At 52.0% G+C, this 22,892-nt stretch carries 23 protein-coding genes and 1 pseudogene; 12 read left to right on the top strand and 12 right to left on the bottom strand.

The features are described 5' to 3' along the window. Positions 1-63 precede the first annotated feature (63 nt). From hslV to rraA, 4 genes are all read left to right on the top strand, one after another. Positions 64-594, top strand: coding sequence for an ATP-dependent protease subunit HslV (gene hslV, locus NC856_RS13475; RefSeq protein WP_264090941.1), 531 nt, complete (start codon positions 64-66; stop codon positions 592-594). Between the two features lie 9 nt (positions 595-603). Continuing rightward, a complete protein-coding gene (gene hslU / locus NC856_RS13470) occupies positions 604-1,935 on the top strand; it encodes an HslU--HslV peptidase ATPase subunit (RefSeq protein WP_264090940.1) in 1,332 nt (443 codons plus the stop codon). Positions 1,936-2,054: 119 nt separating this feature from the next. Continuing rightward, entirely contained in the window at positions 2,055-2,972 is a 918-nt protein-coding gene (locus tag NC856_RS13465) for a 1,4-dihydroxy-2-naphthoate polyprenyltransferase (RefSeq protein ID WP_264090939.1), read from the top strand. Positions 2,973-3,166: 194 nt separating this feature from the next. Next, complete coding sequence (gene rraA / locus NC856_RS13460; RefSeq protein WP_113865756.1) at positions 3,167-3,652, top strand: ribonuclease E activity regulator RraA; 486 nt, start codon at positions 3,167-3,169, stop codon at positions 3,650-3,652. A 72-nt stretch (positions 3,653-3,724) separates the two neighbouring features. On the opposite strand, the gene zapB is transcribed toward rraA, so the two are convergent. Beyond that, on the bottom strand, positions 3,725-3,964 hold the full coding sequence (gene zapB / locus NC856_RS13455; RefSeq protein WP_113865698.1) for a cell division protein ZapB: 240 nt from the start codon (positions 3,962-3,964) through the stop codon (positions 3,725-3,727). 510 nt (positions 3,965-4,474) lie between these two features. On the opposite strand from zapB, the gene NC856_RS13450 reads away from it, so the two are divergent. The 4 genes from NC856_RS13450 (at position 4,475) to fpr (ending at position 8,948) form a co-directional block, all read left to right on the top strand. Then, positions 4,475-5,314 (top strand): MIP/aquaporin family protein, encoded by an 840-nt coding sequence (locus tag NC856_RS13450; RefSeq protein WP_264090938.1) that lies wholly within the window; start codon positions 4,475-4,477, stop codon positions 5,312-5,314. A 51-nt stretch (positions 5,315-5,365) separates the two neighbouring features. Continuing rightward, entirely contained in the window at positions 5,366-6,877 is a 1,512-nt protein-coding gene (gene glpK, locus NC856_RS13445; RefSeq protein WP_264090937.1) for a glycerol kinase GlpK, read from the top strand. 116 nt (positions 6,878-6,993) lie between these two features. Then, positions 6,994-8,004, top strand: coding sequence for a class II fructose-bisphosphatase (glpX, locus tag NC856_RS13440; RefSeq protein WP_264090936.1), 1,011 nt, complete (start codon positions 6,994-6,996; stop codon positions 8,002-8,004). 197 nt (positions 8,005-8,201) lie between these two features. Next, positions 8,202-8,948, top strand: a complete 747-nt coding sequence (gene fpr / locus NC856_RS13435) for a ferredoxin--NADP(+) reductase (protein WP_264090935.1) — start codon at positions 8,202-8,204, stop codon at positions 8,946-8,948. A gap of 37 nt (positions 8,949-8,985) precedes the next feature. Here the strand turns inward: fpr and NC856_RS13430 are convergent, their stop codons facing one another. After that, entirely contained in the window at positions 8,986-9,408 is a 423-nt protein-coding gene (locus NC856_RS13430; protein WP_264090934.1) for a DUF805 domain-containing protein, read from the bottom strand. 255 nt (positions 9,409-9,663) lie between these two features. On the opposite strand from NC856_RS13430, the gene NC856_RS13425 reads away from it, so the two are divergent. Both NC856_RS13425 and tpiA read left to right on the top strand, forming a co-directional pair. Then, positions 9,664-10,254: a YiiQ family protein gene (locus tag NC856_RS13425; protein ID WP_264090933.1), complete on the top strand. Its 591-nt coding sequence runs from the start codon at positions 9,664-9,666 to the stop codon at positions 10,252-10,254. 126 nt (positions 10,255-10,380) lie between these two features. Further along, positions 10,381-11,148, top strand: a complete 768-nt coding sequence (tpiA, locus tag NC856_RS13420) for a triose-phosphate isomerase (RefSeq protein WP_264090932.1) — start codon at positions 10,381-10,383, stop codon at positions 11,146-11,148. A gap of 173 nt (positions 11,149-11,321) precedes the next feature. Here the strand turns inward: tpiA and aguA are convergent, their stop codons facing one another. From aguA to cpxP, 10 genes and pseudogenes are all read right to left on the bottom strand, one after another. Next, entirely contained in the window at positions 11,322-12,410 is a 1,089-nt protein-coding gene (gene aguA, locus NC856_RS13415; protein WP_264090931.1) for an agmatine deiminase, read from the bottom strand. A gap of 3 nt (positions 12,411-12,413) precedes the next feature. Further along, the gene (gene aguB / locus NC856_RS13410; protein ID WP_264090930.1) at positions 12,414-13,298 is read right to left on the bottom strand and encodes an N-carbamoylputrescine amidase; all 885 of its coding nucleotides are present in this window, start codon (positions 13,296-13,298) and stop codon (positions 12,414-12,416) included. Positions 13,299-13,601: 303 nt separating this feature from the next. Beyond that, the gene (locus tag NC856_RS13405; RefSeq protein ID WP_264090929.1) at positions 13,602-14,615 is read right to left on the bottom strand and encodes a YopT-type cysteine protease domain-containing protein; all 1,014 of its coding nucleotides are present in this window, start codon (positions 14,613-14,615) and stop codon (positions 13,602-13,604) included. Positions 14,616-14,657: 42 nt separating this feature from the next. After that, a complete protein-coding gene (locus tag NC856_RS13400; RefSeq protein ID WP_264090928.1) occupies positions 14,658-15,155 on the bottom strand; it encodes a CesT family type III secretion system chaperone in 498 nt (165 codons plus the stop codon). A gap of 196 nt (positions 15,156-15,351) precedes the next feature. Beyond that, positions 15,352-16,314, bottom strand: a complete 963-nt coding sequence (gene pfkA, locus NC856_RS13395) for a 6-phosphofructokinase (protein WP_264090927.1) — start codon at positions 16,312-16,314, stop codon at positions 15,352-15,354. Between the two features lie 215 nt (positions 16,315-16,529). Continuing rightward, positions 16,530-17,437 (bottom strand): annotated as a pseudogene (fieF, locus tag NC856_RS13390) (CDF family cation-efflux transporter FieF). 46 nt (positions 17,438-17,483) lie between these two features. After that, entirely contained in the window at positions 17,484-18,668 is a 1,185-nt protein-coding gene (locus tag NC856_RS13385; protein WP_264090926.1) for a sugar transporter, read from the bottom strand. Positions 18,669-19,019: 351 nt separating this feature from the next. Beyond that, positions 19,020-19,610, bottom strand: a complete 591-nt coding sequence (locus NC856_RS13380; RefSeq protein WP_264090925.1) for a HupE/UreJ family protein — start codon at positions 19,608-19,610, stop codon at positions 19,020-19,022. 152 nt (positions 19,611-19,762) lie between these two features. Further along, positions 19,763-19,930, bottom strand: a complete 168-nt coding sequence (locus NC856_RS13375; RefSeq protein WP_264090924.1) for a hypothetical protein — start codon at positions 19,928-19,930, stop codon at positions 19,763-19,765. A 247-nt stretch (positions 19,931-20,177) separates the two neighbouring features. Continuing rightward, positions 20,178-20,660 carry a cell-envelope stress modulator CpxP gene (cpxP, locus tag NC856_RS13370; RefSeq protein WP_264090923.1) on the bottom strand — a complete coding sequence of 161 codons (483 nt, stop codon included), beginning with the start codon at positions 20,658-20,660 and terminating at the stop codon, positions 20,178-20,180. A gap of 152 nt (positions 20,661-20,812) precedes the next feature. Between cpxP and cpxR the strand changes: the two genes are divergently transcribed. Both cpxR and cpxA read left to right on the top strand, forming a co-directional pair. Next, positions 20,813-21,511: an envelope stress response regulator transcription factor CpxR gene (cpxR, locus tag NC856_RS13365; RefSeq protein WP_264090922.1), complete on the top strand. Its 699-nt coding sequence runs from the start codon at positions 20,813-20,815 to the stop codon at positions 21,509-21,511. Next, complete coding sequence (cpxA, locus tag NC856_RS13360) at positions 21,508-22,878, top strand: envelope stress sensor histidine kinase CpxA (RefSeq protein ID WP_113865715.1); 1,371 nt, start codon at positions 21,508-21,510, stop codon at positions 22,876-22,878. The genes cpxR and cpxA overlap by 4 nt, the downstream gene beginning before the upstream one ends. Positions 22,879-22,892 lie beyond the last annotated feature (14 nt).

Raw genomic sequence — 22,892 nt, 5'->3', positions numbered from 1 at the left:
TCAATATGCCCCGTCGCCGTGCCGTGGCGGGGGATCTTTTTCTTCAGTAACGGGGATTTACTCGTGACAACTATTGTAAGTGTACGCCGCAACGGTCAGGTGGTCATTGGCGGTGATGGGCAGGCCACGCTGGGCAACACCGTCATGAAAGGCAATGTGCGTAAAGTACGCCGCCTCTACAATGATCGCGTTATTGCAGGCTTTGCCGGCGGCACAGCAGATGCGTTCACCTTGTTCGAGCTTTTTGAGCGCAAACTGGAAATGCATCAGGGACACCTGGTGAAAGCGGCGGTGGAAATGGCGAAGGACTGGCGTACCGATCGCATGTTGCGTCGGCTTGAAGCCTTACTCGCCGTTGCTGATGAAAATGCCTCGCTGATTATTACGGGTAATGGCGATGTCGTGCAGCCGGAAAACGACCTGATTGCTATTGGCTCCGGTGGTCCGTATGCCCAGGCAGCCGCTCGCGCCTTACTCGAAAATACTGAATTGAGCGCACGGGATATTGTCGAAAAGTCGTTAGGTATTGCGGGTGATATCTGCATCTATACCAACCAATTCCACACGATTGAAGAATTAGCCTCAAAGGTGTAAGGATCAACTATGTCTGAAATGACCCCGCGCGAAATCGTCAGCGAACTCGATAGTTATATTGTCGGCCAGCATAATGCCAAACGCGCCGTGGCGATTGCGCTACGTAACCGCTGGCGTCGGATGCAACTGGAAGAAACGCTGCGCCATGAAGTTACCCCGAAAAACATTCTGATGATCGGCCCGACGGGTGTCGGTAAAACCGAAATTGCCCGTCGTCTGGCTAAACTGGCTAATGCGCCGTTCATCAAGGTTGAAGCCACCAAATTCACCGAGGTTGGTTATGTGGGTAAAGAAGTCGATTCGATTATCCGCGATCTGACTGATTCGGCGCTAAAAATGGTGCGTCAGCAAGCCATTGAAAAAAACCGTTACCGTGCTGAGGAACTGGCGGAGGAGCGTATTCTGGATGTGCTGATCCCACCGGCCAAAAACAACTGGGGGCAGCCGGAAGAAACGAATGAACCTTCCGCGGCGCGTCAGGCGTTCCGTAAGAAATTACGTGAAGGCCAGTTAGATGATAAAGAAATTGAAATCGATCTGGCCGCCGCCCCGGTTGGCGTTGAAATCATGGCCCCGCCGGGCATGGAAGAGATGACCAACCAATTGCAATCCATGTTTCAGAATCTGGCGGGTCAGAAGCAAAAAGCCCGTAAAGTGAAAATCAAGGAAGCCTTCAAGTTGTTGGTGGAAGAAGAAGCCGCCAAGCTGGTGAACCCTGAAGAATTGAAACAGCAGGCTATCGAAGCGGTCGAGCAACACGGCATCGTGTTTATTGATGAGATCGATAAAATCTGTAAACGCGGCGAAAGTTCCGGCCCGGATGTTTCCCGCGAAGGCGTTCAGCGCGATCTGTTGCCGCTGGTTGAAGGTTGTACCGTGTCAACCAAGCACGGTATGGTCAAAACCGACCATATTCTGTTTATCGCATCAGGCGCTTTCCAGGTGGCCAGTCCGTCCGATCTGATCCCGGAATTGCAGGGACGTCTGCCGATTCGTGTCGAATTGCAGGCACTGACGACAGAAGATTTTGAGCGTATCTTGACCGAACCGAGCGCCTCGTTGACCGAGCAATATAAAGCGCTGATGGCAACGGAAGGCGTCAACATTGAGTTTTCCGCAGAGGGCATTCGTCGTATTGCAGAAGCCGCCTGGCAGGTTAACGAACGTACCGAAAACATCGGCGCACGTCGTTTGCATACCGTATTGGAACGTCTGATTGAAGATATTTCTTACGATGCCAGCGAAATGAGTGGTCAAAATGTTACCATTGACGCAGATTACGTAAGCGGTCACCTGGATGAATTAGTAGCAGATGAAGATCTGAGCCGATTTATCTTATAATCCGTTTCACGGATCGTCCTGTTAACGATATAAACGGGAGGCTTCGGCCTCCCGTTTGTGTTTGTGGCTCTGTCGTTAAAAAATTATTTATTCATAGACAATAAAAATTGAAGCACACTATGACCTTACTAACCCATAGCAGCAAAACCAAAGCCTGGCTGGACAGCCTGCGTCCAAAAACATTGCCATTAGCTTTCGCTTCTATCGTTACCGGCTCGGCGATTGCAAGCTGGCATAGCAGTTTTAAACCGGGTGTCGCATTACTGGCGTTGCTCACTGCGGGCTTGCTACAGATTCTTTCCAATCTGGCAAATGACTATGGGGATGCGGTCAAAGGCAGCGACACCGAAGACCGCATCGGGCCATTACGGGGTATTCAAACTGGCGCGATTAGCCTGTCTCAGTTGAGAAATGCACTGATTGCCACCATTGTGTTTACCATCATTTCAGGTGTATCGCTGGTGATCCTCGCCTGTGAAAAACCTAGCGATATCATCGGATTTCTGGTGCTGGGGCTGCTGGCTATTCTCGCCGCCATCACCTATACCGTGGGGAATCGTCCTTACGGCTACATCGGGCTGGGTGATATCTCGGTACTGATATTTTTCGGTTGGCTCAGCGTCGCTGGTTCCTATTACCTACAAACCGGCCATTTCGACAGCATCGTCATGTTGCCAGCCACCGCCTGCGGGCTGCTTGCCACCGCCGTATTGAACATCAACAACCTGCGCGATATCGACAACGATCGTCTCAGCGGCAAGAACACGCTGGCCGTTCGTCTTGGCGCGCAGAAGGCCCGCTGTTACCACACGCTGCTGTTGATGCTGGCCCCATTTTGTCTCGGCTTGTTCGCCATGCTTTACCTGCATAGTCTGGCAGGCTGGCTCTTTCTCCTTACGCTGCCGCTGCTGCTCAAGCAAGCCATCTATGTGCTGCGTGAAACCAGCGCGTTCAGCATGCGCCCTATGCTGGAAAAAACCGTTAAGGGTGCGCTGCTGACCAATATTTTGTTTGCTGTCGGGGTGATGCTTAGTTAACAAGACGCGGGAAGGCAGCGAAAAATACCGCCCCGCGCCTGCTGCTGACCGGGTACGGCGACCCGATGAGATAAACAAGTACCGCGTGTTGCCGCGGTTTACTGATACGCATCAAGTTAACATTTGATGATTTTGCCAACACCTGTCAGAAAGGGATATACTCACAATCCCTGCGGCAAACTGACATCAATCCTATGAAATACGATACTTCCGAACTGTGCGACATTTATCATGAAGAGGTTAACGTCGTTGAGCCTCTGTTCTCCAACTTTGGCGGGCGTACTTCATTTGGTGGCAAAATCACCACGGTGAAATGTTTTGAGGATAACGGCCTGCTTTACGATCTACTGGAAGAAAACGGCAGCGGGCGCGTACTTTTGATTGATGGCGGTGGCTCGGTGCGCCGCGCCCTGATCAATGCGGAACTGGCAAGATTAGCGACCCAGAACGAATGGGAAGGGATTGTCATTTACGGCGCGGTGCGTCAGGTGGACGATCTGGCTGAACTGGACATCGGCATTCAGGCTATGGCGGCCATTCCGGTCGGCGCCGCCAGCGAAGGCATTGGGGAAAGTGATATCCGTGTAAATTTTGGCGGGGTGACATTCTTTTCCGGCGATCATCTATACGCCGACAACACCGGGATTATTCTGGCGGAAGATCCGCTGGATATTGAATAATCCTCGCGGCCTCAATCACATCTTGCAGATCCCCGCCTGACGCGGGGATTGACGCTTTATAGCGCTAAACGCTTAAACTTCTTCCATCTTACCGAGCAACGCACGTAAACGATCTTGCCAGACTTGCTGCTCTTCTTTCAGTTGCTCGTTCTCGCGCACCAGCGCTTCACGGGAACCGGCCGCGGCCTGAACATCCTGGGCCAACGCGCTGTTTTGCTCTTTCAACTCTTCGATTTCCATTTGCAACAGCGTAATGGTATCAATCGCTTGCTGAACTTTTGCTTCCAGCTTTTCAAATACTTCAAATGACATTCTTCAAACCCCTTTTCATCACAAGGCATAAATCGGTTAACGTTGCGGCCATAACATCCACGGATCACAACACGACAACACATCTTCATATGACGTCGTTTAATACGCCTCTGGACATAACCTGATGGCGAGACTGACCATAGCTGAATTGTATGTAGCCAATGAATCCCTGTCTAGCAGACTTCCTATACGACGCCGAGTCTGCCCGCTTTTCTTTATCGCCACTATCAGCACAAACTGAAAAAACGGCCCCATTGTCAGCCGACGACTGAAGAATGTTAATTATTATATCTATTATTTAACATAAGACAGCGTTACCAACCGCCAAATCACAAAAAGTTAAGCGAATGCGCACATTTTTTGACACACAACACACATTTTGATTTCGATATTTCTCGCTTTCGAACATTAACGATAAATTCACATTATAAATATGTTTAAAACAGAGGCCGCCGTTGCCGACGACCTAGAGAAACCTACCACTCTGTACCTTAGCAACAGGAAAACAATATGAGTCAAGCAGAACGTTCAACCTTAAAAGGTCAGTGTATTGCCGAGTTTCTTGGCACCGGTCTGTTGATTTTCTTCGGTGTGGGCTGTGTTGCCGCCCTGAAACTGACCGGCGCCAGCTTTGGCCAATGGGAAATCAGTGTCATCTGGGGCCTGGGGGTGGCGATGGCCATCTACCTGACGGCAGCTATCTCCGGCGCGCACCTGAGCCCCGCCGTTACCGTAGCCCTATGGTTATTTGCCTGTTTCGACGGCAAAAAAGTCATCCCCTATATTTTGTCGCAAGTAGCTGGAGCCTTCTGTGCCGCGGCGCTCGTCTATGGCCTGTACTACAGTTTGTTCGTGGATTTTGAACAGACACACAATATGGTGCGCGGCAGCGCGGAAAGTCTGGAGCTCGCCGGTATTTTCTCGACTTACCCCAACCCACATATTTCAGTCATGCAGGCGTTTCTGGTTGAAATGGTGATTACCGCAATCCTGTTGTGTCTGATCCTGGCGCTGACCGACGATGGCAACGGTATTCCACGCGGGCCGCTGGCGCCGCTGCTGATCGGGATATTAATCGCCGTCATCGGTGCTTCAATGGGGCCGCTCACTGGTTTTGCGTTGAACCCGGCGCGTGATTTTGGTCCGAAACTGTTTGCGTTTCTGGCTGGCTGGGGAGAGATCGCTTTTACCGGCGGACGTGACATTCCCTACTTCCTGGTGCCGATTTTCGGCCCACTCGTCGGGGCTTGTCTGGGCGCATTCGGCTATCGTGCACTCATTGGCCGCCACCTTCCATGCGATGTATGTGAAACAGGCAACGAAACGACGACACCGACCGAAATCCGCTAAATGGGTATGACAGCGCTTACCTTTTTGGCTAACCATGACAGGATAGGAATTATGAACCCGGAAAAAAAATACATTGTCGCGATCGACCAGGGAACCACTAGCTCTCGTGCCGTAGTGCTGGATCACGACGCCAACATCGTCAGCGTCTCACAGCGTGAATTCAGTCAAATTTATCCGAAAGCAGGCTGGGTAGAACACGATCCCATGGAAATCTGGGCATCACAAAGTTCAACGCTGGTGGAAGTGCTGGCCAAAGCGGGTATCAATGCTGATGAAGTGGCGGGCATCGGTATCACCAACCAGCGTGAAACCGCCATTGTGTGGGAAAAAGACACCGGCAAGCCAATTTATAACGCTATCGTCTGGCAATGTCGCCGAACCGCTGAGATTTGTGAACAAATGAAGAAAGACGGTCTGGAAGAGTATGTGCGCAACACCACCGGGTTGGTGGTTGATCCCTACTTCTCCGGCACCAAAGTGAAATGGATTCTGGATCATGTCGAGGGCGCTCGCGAGCGCGCCCAACGCGGCGAACTGCTGTTCGGTACGGTCGATACGTGGCTGATCTGGAAAATGACGCAAGGACGCGTTCACGTTACGGATTACACCAATGCTTCCCGTACCATGCTGTTCAATATTCATACGCTTGAGTGGGATGATCGTCTGTTGCAGGCGCTGGATATTCCCCGCGCCATGTTGCCGGAAGTTCGCGCCTCTTCCGAGGTTTATGGACAAACCAATATCGGCGGCAAAGGCGGCACCCGTATTCCCATCGCCGGCATCGCGGGGGATCAGCAGGCGGCGCTGTATGGTCAGCTTTGCGTTCATCCGGGGATGGCGAAAAATACCTACGGCACCGGTTGCTTCCTGTTGATGAATACCGGCAACGAAGCCGTGCTGTCCAAACATGGTCTGTTGACCACCATCGCCTGCGGACCTCGCGGCGAAGTCAATTATGCGCTGGAAGGATCGGTTTTCGTTGGCGGCGCCTCTATCCAGTGGCTGCGTGATGAACTGAAGCTGATTGGCGATTCCATGGATTCAGAATACTTCGCCACCAAAGTGAAGGACACCAACGGCGTTTATGTGGTGCCGGCCTTCACCGGTTTGGGCGCGCCCTACTGGGACCCGTATGCTCGCGGCGCGATCTTCGGTCTGACGCGCGGCGTTAACGCGAATCATATTATCCGCGCCACGCTGGAATCTATTGCCTTCCAGACCCGCGATGTGCTGGACGCGATGCAGGCCGATGCCAATACCCGCCTCAAAGCGCTGCGCGTGGACGGCGGCGCCGTCGCCAACAATTTCCTGATGCAATTCCAGTCCGATATTCTCGGCACCCGCGTTGAACGCCCGGAAGTACGCGAAGTCACCGCTCTGGGCGCCGCTTTCCTGGCTGGTCTGGCAACCGGATTCTGGAATGATCTGGATGAAGTGAAAAGCAAAGCCACCATTGAACGTGAATTCCGCCCCGGCATTGAAACCGTGGAGCGTAACTACCGTTACAGCGGCTGGCAGAAAGCCGTTGCCCGCGCCCGTGACTGGGAAGAGCACGACGCATAATGCCGTTGCGGGCGCGCCTGCCGCGCCCGTTTTTCATTTATTCCCGCGACCATCCGTTGTGATAAAATCCTGCCCGTTTACTCTCCCCTTGCTCGATCGACAACAGACAGGTATCCATGAAACGTGAATTAGCCATCGAATTCTCACGCGTCACTGAAGCAGCGGCACTGGCGGGCTATAAATGGTTAGGCCGTGGCGACAAAAATGCAGCCGACAACGCAGCCGTGCAGTCCATGCGCATTATGCTCAATCAAGTCAATATCAATGGTCAGATTGTGATTGGCGAAGGAGAAATCGACGAAGCGCCGATGCTTTTCATCGGTGAGCAAGTCGGCACCGGTCAGGGCGACGCCGTGGATATTGCCGTCGATCCCATAGAAGGCACGCGAATGACCGCCATGGGGCAGGCCAATGCCCTGGCGGTACTGGCCGTCGGTGAAAAAGGGACGTTTCTGCACGCGCCGGATATGTATATGGAAAAACTGATCGTCGGGCCTGACGCAAAAGGCGCGATTGATTTGACGCTGCCGCTGGCGGACAATCTGCGCAACATTGCCCAAAAGCTGAATAAACCGCTCGACCAGTTAACCGTGATCACGCTGGCTAAACCGCGCCACGATGCCTGCATTGCACAAATGCAGCAGTTGGGGGTGAAGGTGTTCGCCATACCTGACGGCGATGTTGCCGCGTCCATTCTTACCTGTATGCCAGACAGCGAAGTTGATGTGTTATACGGTATTGGCGGCGCGCCGGAAGGGGTGATTTCCGCCGCCGTCATCCGGGCGCTCGACGGGGATATGCAAGGTCGCCTGCTGGCGCGTCATCAGGTGAAAGGCGATAACGCGGAAAACCGCCGGATCGGTGAAGATGAACTGGCGCGCTGTCGACAAATGGGAATTGAAGCCGGTAAAGTGCTGCAACTTGGCGACATGGCGCGCAATGATAACGTGATTTTTTCAGCGACGGGCATTACCAAAGGCGACTTGCTGGAAGGCATATCTCGCAAGGGAAACATCGCCACAACAGAAACATTGCTGATCCGCGGTAAATCGCGGACGATCCGCCGGATCAAGTCCACGCATTATCTCGATCGCAAAGATCGGACGCTGCATGATTTCCTGCTGTAATCCGGCCACCTGACGCCCGCTATTGACTAACTGATTGTTTCACAGTTGTTAATAAATAGCGTATCTTAAAAGCGGCCACTTGCTGACCGGCATAAGACAAGTGACCAGTATAGACAATGCGCAATAAGATATGCGCATACCACCTGCCATTGCACCGCCAGCGCAAGGGCAAGAGACAGAAACAGGAGTACAGCACAATGGCTGAATGGGTGACAGGCAGAGTGATTCAGGTAGAACACTGGACAGAAAGTCTGTTCAGCATCCGGGTTCATGCCCCCACCGATCCGTTTACGGCCGGACAATATGCCAAACTTGCACTGGAATTTAATGGTGAAAAAGTCCAACGCGCCTATTCCTATGTCAACGCTCCCAGCGACCACAATCTTGAGTTTTATCTGGTTAACGTGCCGGAAGGAAAACTCAGCCCGCATTTACATGCAATGCAACCGGGTGCGGAACTGATGATCACCAGGGACGCCGCCGGCTTTTTCGTACTGGAAGAAATTCCGCCTTGCGAAACGCTATGGATGCTGGCGACCGGCACCGCGATCGGACCTTATCTGTCCATTCTCCAGGAAGGCAAAGATCTGGAACGCTTTAAAGACATCGTACTGGTTCACGCCGCGCGTTTCGCCCGCGATTTAAGCTATCTGCCACTGATGCAGCAGTTACAGCAACGCTATAACGGTAAGTTGCGTATTCAGACCGTGGTCAGTCGTGAAGAAGAAGTGGGATCATTGACAGGCCGTATTCCGGCGCTCATCAGCAGCGGAGCGCTGGAAACAGCGGCAGGCCTGCCGATCGATGCGACAACCTGCCATGTTATGCTGTGCGGCAATCCCCAGATGGTGCGCGATACCCAACAAGTCCTGAAGGACGAACGACAAATGACCAAACATCTGCGTCGCAAACCCGGTCATATCACCAGTGAACATTACTGGTGATCGGCGCGCAGGCTCATCTGAACAACCAGACGCCTGCTCAGAAGCGGAATTTTAACGGTTCCGCTTCAGGCCCAAATCGGTTTTCACCTTTCGTACCCAAAAAAAAGCCGCAGTCCAGCACGACCATAACGACAATCAGCGTCGGAATAAACCGTCCGATCCCCCATTGCCAGATGGCGGGCAACATAGACCAATTACCGGCGGCCATGATCCAGGCGACGATAATCAATAACGCCCACCAGCCGCTTTTGTTGCGATCATGCAGGCGTTTTACCACGATGGCCGCGGTAGGCCACAGTAACGCGACAATAATGAACGCCGTAAATTGAATATCCAGCCAGTTCTGACCGGATAAGGTAAACAGCACCGCCATCAGCACCAGCCAGACGGCCATCCAAACCCAAAAATCACGGCGACCAACACGGCCTTTAAACGAGAAACACCATTGCTGTAGCATCATCAAATACAGAATCCTGATTACAGAGCCAACCCCATCAAGCGAAATGGGAAAATATTGTTTCATTAAACAGCGAGATAAGCGCTGCGGCCAACGACGTTTTTCCCGCCGGCCTCTCCTGCTGAGTTTACATTAACCGGGTGGTAATCTTGATACGACTTTTGACAATCACTCACGAATGCCGCTTTAATCAGACATGCATCGTTATCGCCGCCTTTGGCCTAAACTGATTACCACGGTTTGCCTGATAAAATCCTTATGACACGACAACATATCGCTGTAATTTTTACGTTTTCCGCCCTGATGATCTACCCGTCCGTTGCGTGGCCCGAGCCGCGCTTGCCCTCAAACACCACAACCGCCGCCCCTTATCTGCTGGCAGGCGCCCCTACATTTGATCAAACCATCGCCCAATTTCGCACACGTTATAACCTGAGCAATCCGACGCTGCCCATTGGGGAATTTCGGGTTGTCGATACCGGCAACGCCGCCAGCCTGCTGACGCGCGCCGCCAGTAAAATCAACGATCACCTGTATGCGTCAACAGCGCTGGAAAAAGGCACAGGGAAGATCAAAACGCTGCAAATTACCTGGTTGCCGCAACAGGAAGAAAACGACGCGACGCGTACACTGGCCATCAATTATATGGCGGCGCTGTCGCGCGCGTTTTCTCCGTCATTGACGGAAGAGCAGAGCATCGCCAAAGTCACCGAACTGATAACAAAAGGCACAGGCCAGCACTTTTATCAACAAACGGAGGGAGCAATGCGTTACGTTGTGGCAGATAACGCCGAAAAAGGGCTAACGTTTGCTGTTGAACCGATTAAGCTAACGCTATCTGAACCGTGATCAACAGGGCAATTAATGACGAAAAACAGAGTCACGATCACATTTCGTCTTTATACTGTGGGCAGGTTACGCTGTCGACAGACAGTTATATATTGATTTATTCGCTATCCCGTTTGGAGGAAAAAGATGCGACATCCATTAGTTATGGGTAACTGGAAGCTGAATGGCAGTACCAGCATGGTTAACGAACTGATCGCTGGTCTGCGCAAAGAATTAAGCACCGTTGATGGCTGTGGCGTGGCTATCGCGCCACCGGCCATCTATCTCGATCAGGCCAATCATCAACTGGCCGGCAGCCGTATTGCCCTGGGCGCGCAGAACGTCGACGTAAACCTGTCCGGTGCGTTTACGGGTGAAACTTCCGCCGACATGCTGAAGGATATTGGTGCGAAATATATCATCATCGGTCACTCGGAACGTCGTACTTATCACAAAGAAAGCGATGAATTCATTGCCAAAAAATTTGGCGTACTGAAAGATGTCGGTCTGATCCCGGTTCTGTGCATTGGCGAAACCGAAGCGGAAAATGAAGCGGGACAGACAGAAGCCGTATGCGCCCGTCAATTGGACGCCGTGCTGAATACGCTGGGCGCCAAAGCGTTTGAAAACGCCGTTATCGCCTATGAACCCGTATGGGCTATCGGCACCGGCAAATCAGCAACCCCGGCTCAGGCTCAGGCTGTCCACAAATTCATCCGCGATCATCTCGCCAAACAGGACGCGGCGGTTGCCGAACAAGTGATTATCCAGTACGGCGGTTCGGTTAACGCCGCCAACGCCGCAGAGCTCTTTACCCAGCCGGATATCGATGGCGCACTGGTGGGCGGCGCTTCCCTGAAAGCGGATGCCTTCGCGGTGATCGTCAAGGCCGCAGCGCAAGCCAAACGCGCATAAGTTTGCGTCGGCATGAGAATCATGGCGGACAACAATGTTCGCCATATTAATTGTTCTGAGTACCGCGTTGCGGCGTTAAAAATCGCTCCCGGCGATTTTTTATAAAAGGCTATCCCTGCCTTTCCCCTTCGGGCCGCCGCGTTGCTGCGTTAAAAATCGCTCCCGGCGATTTTTTACTGCACCGCGGGGATTTGCTGCGTAATACAGTGGATATTACCGCCGCCCAGCAGAATTTCGCGTGCGGGTACGCCGCTTATCCGATAATCCGGGAACATTTGTTGCAGTCGGTCGCGGGCAATGTCGTCCGTTTTTTCATCCAGCAGTGGAAAAATAATCTGCCCATTGCTAATCAGAAAATTAACGTAAGAGCCCGCCAGACGCGAGCCCGCCAGACGCTCAACCGCATTGCCGCTATCCACGCCTTGCGCTTCTTCCGCCGTGGCATACAGTGGCCCCGGCGCTGGCAACTTCCAGATTTTCAACTGCCGCCCTTGCGCATCCTTGACGCGGGAAAGCACCTCATAAGCCGCCATTGAACGTGCATATTGCGGATCACTTTCGTCATCCGTCCAGTGCAGCGCAACTTCGCCGGGACGAACAAAGCAGCACATATTGTCGATATGACCGTCGGTTTCGTCGTTATAAACGCCTTCTTCCAACCAGATAATCGTCGATATGCCCAGATAATCGCGCATCAGTTGCTCGATCTGCGCTTTGCTCAGATGCGGATTGCGATTTGGATTCAGCAGGCACTCTGCCGTGGTCAGCAAAGTCCCTTCGCCATCCGTATGAATTGCGCCGCCTTCCAGAATCAGAGGCGCGGCATAGCGTGCATTCTGATGATAAGCCAACACCTGCGCCGCCACCTTTTCATCCTGCCGCCAGTCTTCATACAGACCGCCCCTCTCACCGCCCCAGGCATTAAACTGCCAGTCGATGCCACGGCGCTCCCCGCTCTTATTCACGACCATCGTCGGCCCGGTGTCACGCATCCAGGCATCATCGCTTTCCATGTCGACCAACGTCACGCTCGCAGGCATCACACGTTGCGCATCCGCCATACAGTGCGCGGGTACGCCCATGATCACCGGCGTGGTCTGCGTAATGGCTTGTGCAACCTGGGCAAAGGTTTGCTGCGCGGGAACACCTTCTTCACGCCAGTTATCCCGGCGATAGGGCCAAATCATCCATACCGCGTCCTGCGGCGCCCATTCCGCAGGCATAACAAAGCCATCCTGATGCGGGGTGGTTAATTGTGACATGAATTATCTCCGGGTCTTGCCGTCAGAACTAGCGATCACGCCATACATGTCTGGTCGACGATCACGGAACAGCCCCCAGGATGCGCGTTGCGCGGCAATGGCATCTAAATCAAATTCATGAACCAATACGGTTTCATCGGTTTTATTGGCCTGCGCCACCAGCGCCCCAGTTTGATCGGCAATGAAAGACGATCCGTAGAAGGTCATTTCCAGACCATCAATATATTTGCTGGCTTCAGTGCCGATACGGTTAGAGGCAATCACCGGCACCAGATTCGCCGCTGCGTGGCCTTGCTGGACACGCGTCCAGTGTGGTTGGCTGTCGATCTCCGGGTAAGCCGGTTCCGAACCAATGGCTGTCGGGTAGAAAATCAACTCCGCGCCCTGCAACGCCAGGCTGCGCGCGGTTTCCGGGAACCATTGATCCCAACAGATGCCCACGCCGATTTTCGCGTAGCGGGTTTGCCAGACTTTAAAACCGCTATCGCCCGGAATAAAGAATTGCTTCTCCTGATATGCCGGACCATTCGGAATATGGGTTTTGCGGTACAGATCGAGTACGGAACCATCCGCGTCGATCATCACCAGCGAATTGTAGTAAGCATTGTTGGCGCGCTCAAAAAAGCTCAGCGGCAGCACCACTTCCAGTTCCGCCGCCAATGCGGAAAAATGTTTAATCAGCGGGCTGGTTTCCAGCACCTCAGCCAATGCGTAGTGTTCCGGGCTTTGATCGATACAGAAATAGGGCGCGGCAAACAGTTCCTGGATCAGGATAATCTGCGCGCCTTTTGCATGCGCTTGTCGCACCAGTTTTTCAGCGTTGTCAATATTGCTGGGCAGATCCCAGGAGCACGCCATTTGTGTTGCGGCAACGGTAACTTTTTTCATGCGAAAACCTCAATAATATCTATGTATACCCGCCTGCTTACGCAGCGCGGATATCAGCAGTATGTACGATCCAACGGCGACGGGCGCAACCATAACGAGTTTAGGTCAACAAGCCATCTCATGCGCGATCAGGAATACCCCAGCCAGGTATTCACCGGCAATGACAGGCGCATTATGCCAGTTATTCGGCTGAGGGTAATAATAAGAAATCCCGCCATAAAAGCGGGACGACAGGGTTGCCTGCTATCTCAGGCGATAAGCGAACAACATGAGAGGCGAAAGGCATTTCCGCCTCACCATCACTTAATGTACTTTCAGTTCCATAATCATCAGTTGACTCGGATCGCCGTCGCCCAACTTTTCGGATGATACTTCCAGCATTTTCCCTATCTTGTTCATAAAATTAGAAAAGTTGTCTTTACTCTGAAAACTGAACATGCCGTTATTAGGATCGTAAAACGCATACTGATCGCGACCATTCGAGTAGATCGCCATAGCATGCTTATCAGACTGCACCGAAAAAAGTTGTTCATGCCCGTCTCGCAATGCATCACGCGCCAGGCCATAACCAAGCCCCGACTGGCGACTAAGCAGTACAAACGGTGTTTCGCCAGCCACCGGAACGACGGACATCTTTATCGCATTCGCCATACGCTGCATGACATCGTAATGTCGAATGACTGGCGTGACGCCGCTAAATCGCTTGTCATCCAGATGACCATCCATACCAATGTCTCTTTGAACCGTTTTCTGGATGAAGTGGATTTGCTCGACGCCGTGTTTCGCCTTGGTTTGTGATGTGATCTCATCTTCATCCACATCATAGCCCAGCATATTACTCGTCACCGTATTATCATCCAGACCACTGTGCCGTCCCAGCAACCAAACCATCGACAATCCAAAACAGGCGCCACCCATTATATCTTGTACCTCTTTTTTCTTACTGGACAGTTGCGTTTTCAACGCTTGCAGGTAGTCATCCTGCTCCATCATGAGGGCTTTCCCTCCATTGTCTTTACACGATATTTCCAGATTCGATTCATACATTTTCGGTTTCTTACCCAACATATCGATGCCCACATCCTTCCCACTGGCAAAAAGCTGGCTCATGGAAGGCAGTGAAATAGAAATAGGCATGGAGGGCAGCTTATTGAGTAACCCATGCAACGAAAAATCGGCGTGTCCCGCCTTCTGGCTCAATGGCGTGAATGCCGCCTGCTCCTGCATGACGCCCAAATGGGGCGTTTGCGGCGCCTTGCTTTTGGCGGGCGATAGTGAAGCGGTTATCTCAGGTAAAGTCGTCTGATGAATACGCATAGTAACGATCTCGTGATGTTTAAATAAATCTATAGGACAGGCTCACCGCGACAACGGCGAATGAAACGGGTGAGGCCGATAACGGCTAAGCCCGGACAAGGACGATGTTTTACTATTGGACGATACCTTGCGTCCCCCGGCAACCGAAGTCAGATCCTCCCGGATGCGCAGACCGAGGCTCACCACATTTTCCAGCCACGCATTCAACGCTCGCTCATCAAACGATGTAATGGACTGATGGGCCGCCAGCACCAGACTGCGCTGTTGCGCTTCCAGCCCGATCGCCGCTCCACACATCAGGCCTGGCTCCAGATTCAGCATCAGGCCCAACGCAAGCAGATCACCATCGCGCTCGAAATCCAGCGAATAAAGCGGCATAAAAACAAACAGGGTTTCCCGCGATCCAGGCAATCTTATAATCAGTTCCTGCCCGTTAAACGTGACCGGAATGCCTGTCTCAACGTTGGGCGTTCCATCTGCGGATGGCTGCTTCTCAACCCAACGCAGCAACAGCGATCTAGCATAATTCGGCTCAGACATTCACTCCCTCCTTAACGATATCAAGCACGCCTGAATTACCAGTAGTGACGGCATCCGTGCCATAGTAAAGCCTATAGGGTAAGTGTCAGAAAAAACGTCCGCGTTCCCCGCTTTGAGCGAAAAAAAACAAAACCCCCGAAAAACGGAGGTTTATCAGTAGGCTGTCATTGCGCCATGCAAGCGGCTGACCAGGGGATTAGAACAGCATTTTAGCGGTTTCGAGCCAATCGCCTTTGAAGGGGCGCTTCATGTTCTCAATGGCATCGATAATGTCGTGGTGCACCAGTTTTTCGTTCTGGATACCAACGCAACGTCCACCGTAGCCTTGCAGCAACAGTTCAATGGAATACGCGCCCATCCGGGAAGCCAGAATACGGTCATACGCTACCGGGGAACCGCCGCGCTGAATATGGCCCAGCACAGTGGCGCGCGTGTCGCGGCCCGTTTCTTTCTGGATATATTTCGACAGTTCGTTGATATCGCAAATATGTTCGGTGATCGCCACAATCGCGTGTTTTTTACCTTTATCGATACCGGCTTTGATTTCACTCACCAGATCTTCCGGGCTGAACGGCACTTCCGGCAATACGATAAATTCACAGCCGCCGGCAATCGCCGCCGCCAACGTCAAATCACCACAGTGCCGCCCCATGACTTCAACGATCGAGATACGTTGGTGGGATGAAGAGGTATCACGCAGGCGGTCAATCGCTTCCAGCACCGTCTCCAGCGCCGTAAAATAACCGATGGTGTAGTCTGTTCCGGCCACGTCGTTATCAATGGTGCCAGGCAGACCGATACACGGGAATCCCATTTCAGTCAGCCGCTTAGCCCCCATATAGGAACCGTCGCCGCCGATCACCACCAGCGCGTCCAATCCCTGATTTTTCATGTTTTGAATGGCGACTTCACGCACTTTTTCATCACGGAACTCAGGGAAACGCGCTGAACCCAGAAACGTACCGCCACGGTTTATCATGTCTGACACACTGTAGCGGTCCAATTGAGCCATTCGATTCTCATACAAGCCCAGATAGCCATCATAGATGCCGAACACATCCAGCCCTTTTGTCAGTGCGGCACGTACCACGCCACGAATTGCCGCATTCATTCCAGGCGCATCACCACCACTCGTCAATACTCCGATTTTTTTAATCATGACAACCTCTGGACTTGTAGATGTAATTTCGCAGATTCTTCTATCATAAACGGGTTGCCGCTTATTTCTCCGACAGCAACCTCTCATCTTTTATTAGCATAATATAACAAATACACGCAGCTGAATTGATTCAGGTCAGGCTGGATTGCGCTTAAATATTTATGACATACGCATTTTAACCATAAACAGACGACCACCGTATCAGGTTCAAGCTGTTACGACATCTTCAATCGCCCTTTCTGTTTTTTCGGCACCGCCGAAACCGGATCTCCTGATGGATAATAATATCAGAGCCGGGGAATTGTTTGAGCAGCGCCTGCTCCAGGTCATCGGCAATTTGATGCGATTGCGCCAGCGGCAAAGCGTCATCCATCTCCAGATGCAGTTGAATAAAACGTGTCGGCCCGGAACGTCGGGTTCGTAAATCGTGAGCGCCGCGGATCCCCTGCCAATTGGAGATAATCTCGACAATCACCTCCCGCTCTTCATCCGGCAGCGCATGATCCAATAAAGACTGTACCGCTTCATAACCCATGCGTAATGCACTGTACAGAATATAGATACCGATGCCCAGCGCAAATAGCGCATCGGCGCGAGTGAAGCCTTTCGAGCTCAATATCAACGCAATCAGGATCGCACCATTCATCAGCAGATCAGACTGATAGTGCAGCATATCCGCTCGTATCGCCTGACTATGCGTTCGCTTGACCACCCAACGCTGGAACGATACCAACAGCAACGTTGACAGCAATGCAACCACCGTCACGCCCATCCCCACTTCCGGCGAATTCAGCGTCCCAGGCGTCAGCGTATGTTGCAAACCGGTCAATATCAGAAACAGCGCGGAACCGGAAATAAACATGCTTTGCGCCATCGCTGCCAATGATTCGGCTTTGCCATGACCAAACGTATGTTCAAGATCCGCAGGCTGAAGCGAATAACGAACCACCAGCAGGTTAATCAGCGAGGCGGCGATATCGACCAACGAATCCACCAGGGAAGCCAGGAGACTCACTGAGCCGGTATGCCACCAGGCGAACACCTTCATCACGAACAGGATCATGGCGACGGCAGTCGCGCTAAATGCCGCCAGCGTAACCAGGCGAGCATAGTGTGAATTCATAATGCCCTCATCACTCAGGAAAGGAACGCCCAGTGGATGCCGGAATTCAGTTCATCGACGCATTTAACACGCGGGCATAGCGGCTAAACGTAAAAATACAGCATACCAGCGCCACCAATCCCAACGCCGCGCCCATAAAGCCGATGTCCGCCAGCCCCAGGTATGTAATCACCTGGTTGCCCAGCAACGCGCCGCCGCCAATACCAAGGTTGTAAATGCCGGAATAGAGCGCCATGGCGACATCCGTCGCATCCGAAGCCAGCGTCAACACTTTGACCTGCATCGCCAGACTCAACGCCATAATCGCTATCCCCCACGCGACGCATAACATCGATACGCTCCAGCCGCTGAATGACAGCGGCGTCAGTAGCAGCAGACACATCGTCAGCAAAGCGAACGAGGCCACCAGGAAGCCGGAAGGATATTGGCTGCTGTAGCGGCTGAACAACATGCTGCCGATAATTCCGGCACCGCCGAAGAGCAGTAATAGCATGGTGGTGAAATTTTCACTCAGCAGAGCTACTTTTTGAATGAACGGCTCAATGTAACTGTAGGCCGTAAAATGTGCGGTGATAATCATCACGGTCAGGCCGTAAATACACAGTAACGCGGGCCGTTTGAGCAATAAGGGTAAACTTTTCAGTGAGCCAGAATTGCTGCTGGGTAATTCTGGCAGTAACTTCATCATCACCAGCATAATCGCGGCGGCGGCTACGCCGATTATCGCAAATGTAGTTCGCCAGCCCAGATATTGGCCCACCACGCGCCCCAATGGTAGCCCCAGCACTAGCGCCAGCGCCGTGCCTGTCGCCAGCAGGCTCAGCGCCTGCGCTTTTTTATCCGCGGGCGCCAGGCGCACGACCAGAGATGCGGTAATCGACCAGAAAACCGCATGCGCCAATGCCACGCCGATGCGCGCGATCACCAATACCCAATAGTTCCAGGCCAAGCCGGACAATATGTTGCTGACAACGAACAGAATAAAGATTTTGATCAACAGGCCACGCCGCTCCATATCGCTGGAAAATAACATGCAAGGCAGCGACATCAACCCGACAACCCAGGCATAGATGGTGATGATCAACCCAACTTGCGCGGCGCTCATTGAAAAACTGGCCGCGATATCAGACAGCAAAGCAACGGGAGCAAACTCAGCGGTGTTAAAAATAAAAGCAGCCAGAGAGAGGCTGATCACTCTCATCCAGGCAGTCGAGCGGGAAGAACGGGTCATGATATTGATAATCAAAAGTTAACATAAAGGAATACGCCGCCCTGCTTTAACAGAGCCTGGCGCAACGAAGCGAGGGTACAGGAAAGTATGACATCACCGGATAAAATACGGCGGTCAAAGGTGTTTTAGCGTGCTTTTATGAGGTTTCAGAAAATCAGTAAGAGAACACTCGCAAGCATCATTTTCATAACTTATATTCTACGCCTTAGCCATTCCTTATGCTGTTTTTTTCGTGCCATTCTATCTTGCGGGGGTTCACATTCGCCTCCTGCCCTTTCTGCTTTGATGCCGACATAATAAAAAACCAGCCGTCGCAGGCTGGTTTCAAGATAAACCGATAACAAGCGGGAATTAAATCAAACCACTCAGCAAACCCAAGCCCAATACGGAAGAACAACCGCCGATCAGACGTGGCCACCATACCGTCGATTTTGAACAGACCAGCAAATATCCAATCCCCAGCCCCAAAATGTGTAGCAGTGCGGTGGCGATCACCATCCCTGAAAGTGCCGAGACCGAATGGGAAAGTTCCGCCCCATGCGCCAGACCATGAAATATCGCAAAAGTACCGATACTCAATGCGACTGCCGTTGAGGACAACTTCAGTTGCATCGCCACCATCAAACCAACACCCAGTAAAGATGCTGCAACGATTTGCTCTGTTGCAGGGATCACCACGCCCGCCATGCCGATCAGCGCCCCAACCAGCAACAAGGACGCAAACGACAGAGGAGCTATCCACCATTTACGCGTATTCATCGCACTCCATACGCCAACCAACGTCATCGCAAACAAGTGATCCAAACCAGAAAATGGATGAGTGAATCCCTCGATAAACCCCAATGCATGATGTGTCCCTCCATCGTTGCCCGTGTGCGCAAACACCAGCGTGGGGAACAAAGCCACTACCAATACCAATGTGCGTTTGACATTTATGCTCATATTTTCCACCAGAATAGTGATGTTGTAATGTTTGTCGTCTCGCTATTTAGCTCAATATTCAAGCGCTGCATTATGATTTAAATTAATTTTTTATGAAAAGCAGGCGAGGAAAGCCAAAAAATATGATCTTGTGAAGGGCAGGATAGAGGAGATTATGCGACTTCTAAACGGAGTAAGAACTGAAAGATCCGGCGATTGCCGAGCATGCCACAGGTCAAAATCTTGTTGTATTCCCAGCCATACATCAGCGGTTCCCCCCAAACAATCGCTAAACGAAGCGCCATTTCAGGCGAAATATCAGCTTTTTTACCATCAAGCATTGTACCGTTGATGACGCGACACCCAATATTCAATTGGCAGAATGATATTTAACCGCTTGCGATCACCCAACACTCCATTGTTTTTAAAGTATTTACCCGCAAAACCGCCAAAAAAAAGCCCTCCATCATGGAGGGCGAAAAGACAGGGATGGTGTCTATGGCAAGGAAAACAGGGTGTATCTACTTTATTACTACTCAAACAACACACTACTCACACGACTACTTCAGGGTTGACAAGGGTACCTGACTATGGCGACGGCATCTGATTTAACAATGAGATCTGCCGTTCCATTTGCTTCATTCGTTGCTGGTGCTTCTGCTCCAGAATATTTTTCTGTTCCGGTGTCAACAGGTTGTACATTTGATTGCGCACGCGCGTCATCTGTACCTGACGTTCAATCTGTACTTCCATCATCCTGGTAATTTGTTTGCGAACCGCATCTTCATCAAACGCGTTAGCTGTCACCAGGTTATGCATGGTTTCAACATCTTGCGTATTAAACGGCGTCACATCTTGACGCCCTTGATACATAAGATCGCGCATTTGTTGGCGTTGTTGCTCGGTTAGCTTCACGCCGTCAAACATTGACTGCTGATCGGGCAGACGTTTCATCACGGAGTCATCATGATGCCAGCCATTCACAGTCGCACTCCCAGCATCTGCCGCAAATGCAGTGAGAGAACTCAGCATCAGCAGTGAAGCAAGAGATAACGTTGCGGCCTGTTGCATCAATAACTCCCCTTTTGGTGTACTGTTCTGTGAATCAATGAGCATCAGTCTAATTGTCTTGCTGCAAACATGCGTCAGAGGATGTAAAACTACGTAAAGTCATGGAATACCACTAATCTATGGCGTATTTTGCCCCTGGAGGTAGATAAAACATGAATAAGATCCTGCTGGTTGATGACGATAAAGAGTTGACGTCTTTACTAAAAGAGTTGCTCGAAATGGAAGGATTTAATGTCGTGGTCGCCTATGACGGCGAGCAGGCATTAAACGCTTTGGATAATACAATTGACCTGCTTTTGCTGGATGTGATGATGCCGAAAAAGAACGGTATCGACACATTAAAGGAACTCCGTCAGCAACATCAGACGCCGGTTATTATGTTGACCGCGCGTGGCAGTGAACTGGATCGGGTACTCGGCCTGGAATTAGGCGCGGATGATTATCTGCCGAAACCTTTCAACGATCGTGAACTGGTGGCGCGTATCCGGGCCATTTTACGTCGTTCAAACTGGACGGATCAGCAACAGAGCGGCGAAAACACGGCGCCGACGCTGGAAGTTGACGGTCTGCGGCTCAACCCTGGACGTCAGGAAGCCAGCTTTGACGATACCGTGCTGGATCTGACAGGAACGGAATTCACCCTGCTCTACCTGCTGGCCCAGCGGCTGGGTCAGGTGGTTTCGCGCGAACATCTGAGCCAGGAAGTGTTAGGCAAACGCCTGACGCCCTTTGACCGTGCCATTGATATGCACATCTCCAATCTGCGGCGTAAATTACCAGAGCGCAAAGATGGGTTGCCCTGGTTTAAAACCTTGCGTGGGCGGGGTTATCTGATGGTATCCGCTGCATGATAAGTAGCCTGACCGCACGAATTTTCGCTATTTTCTGGCTAACGCTGGCGCTGGTTCTCATGCTGGTATTGATGGTGCCCAAACTGGATTCCCGCCAGTTGACGGCACTACTGGAAAATGAGCAGCGGCAAGGGCTTATGTTGGAACAGCATATTGAAACCGATCTGGCCAATACCCCGGCCAACGATTTACGTTGGTGGTTAAGGCTGTTCTGGGTCATTGAGAAATGGGCACCGCCGGGACAGCGCCTTTTGCTGGTTACCAGCGAAGGGCGAGTATTGGGCGCTCAGAAGAACGAAACGCAAATTGTACGCAACTTTATCGGCCTGTCGGATAACGCCGATCATCCGCAAAAGAAAAAGTATGGACGCATTGAATTACTGGGGCCGTTCTCCATCCGGGACGGTGAAGACAATTATCAACTTTACCTGATACGTCCGGCCAGCAGCCTTCAGTCAGACTTTATCAGCCTGTTGTTCGACCGGCCTCTACTGTTGCTGATTTTTACCATGTTAATCAGTTCCCCCTTGTTGCTGTGGCTTGCCTGGAGTCTCGCCAAACCCGCCCGTAAATTGAAAAACGCGGCTGACGAGGTGGCGCGGGGCAATTTGCGTCAACATCCTGAACTGGAATCGGGGCCACAGGAATTTCAGGCGACAGGCGTCAGCTTTAATCAGATGGTCAGCGCGCTTGAGCGCATGGTGACGGCACAGCAACGTCTGCTATCAGATATTTCGCACGAGTTGCGCACCCCGCTTACACGCTTACAGCTTTCCACCGCGCTCCTGCGCAGGCGGCAAGGCGAGGGAAACGAACTTAATCGCATCGAAATAGAAACCCAGCGGCTCGACAGCATGATCAATGATCTGCTGGTTCTGTCACGTAACCAGCATAAGAATGAGCTAACCCGTGAATTTCTGCGGGCGGATGAGTTGTGGGGCGATGTGCTGGACGATGCGGCGTTTGAAGCGGAGCAAATGGGGAAAACGCTGGAAGTCACTTATCCGCCTGGCCCGTGGACGCTCTTCGGTAACCCGAACGCGCTTGAGAGCGCGCTGGAGAATATCGTGCGCAACGCGCTGCGTTATTCCCATCATCACATTGCTGTCGCATTCGCCGTCAATAATCAGGGTATCACCATCAAAGTTGACGACGACGGCCCAGGCGTCAGCCCGGAAGATCGCGAACAGATTTTCCGGCCATTCTATCGCACTGATGAAGCCCGCGACCGCGAATCCGGCGGCACAGGATTGGGGCTGGCGATTGTCGAGACCGCCGTAACCCAACACAAAGGTTGGGTGAAAGCTGAAGACAGCCCGTTAGGTGGCCTGCGGTTAATTATCTGGCTTCCATTAGACCAGCGCTGAGCGACGTCAGTACG

The sequence above is a fragment of the Brenneria izbisi genome (genome assembly GCF_025840185.1).
In the GTDB taxonomy this organism is placed as follows: domain Bacteria; phylum Pseudomonadota; class Gammaproteobacteria; order Enterobacterales; family Enterobacteriaceae; genus Brenneria; species Brenneria izbisi.
The sequence above is the reverse complement of the archived record's forward strand: the minus strand, read 5'-3'. Positions and strand labels throughout refer to the sequence as shown.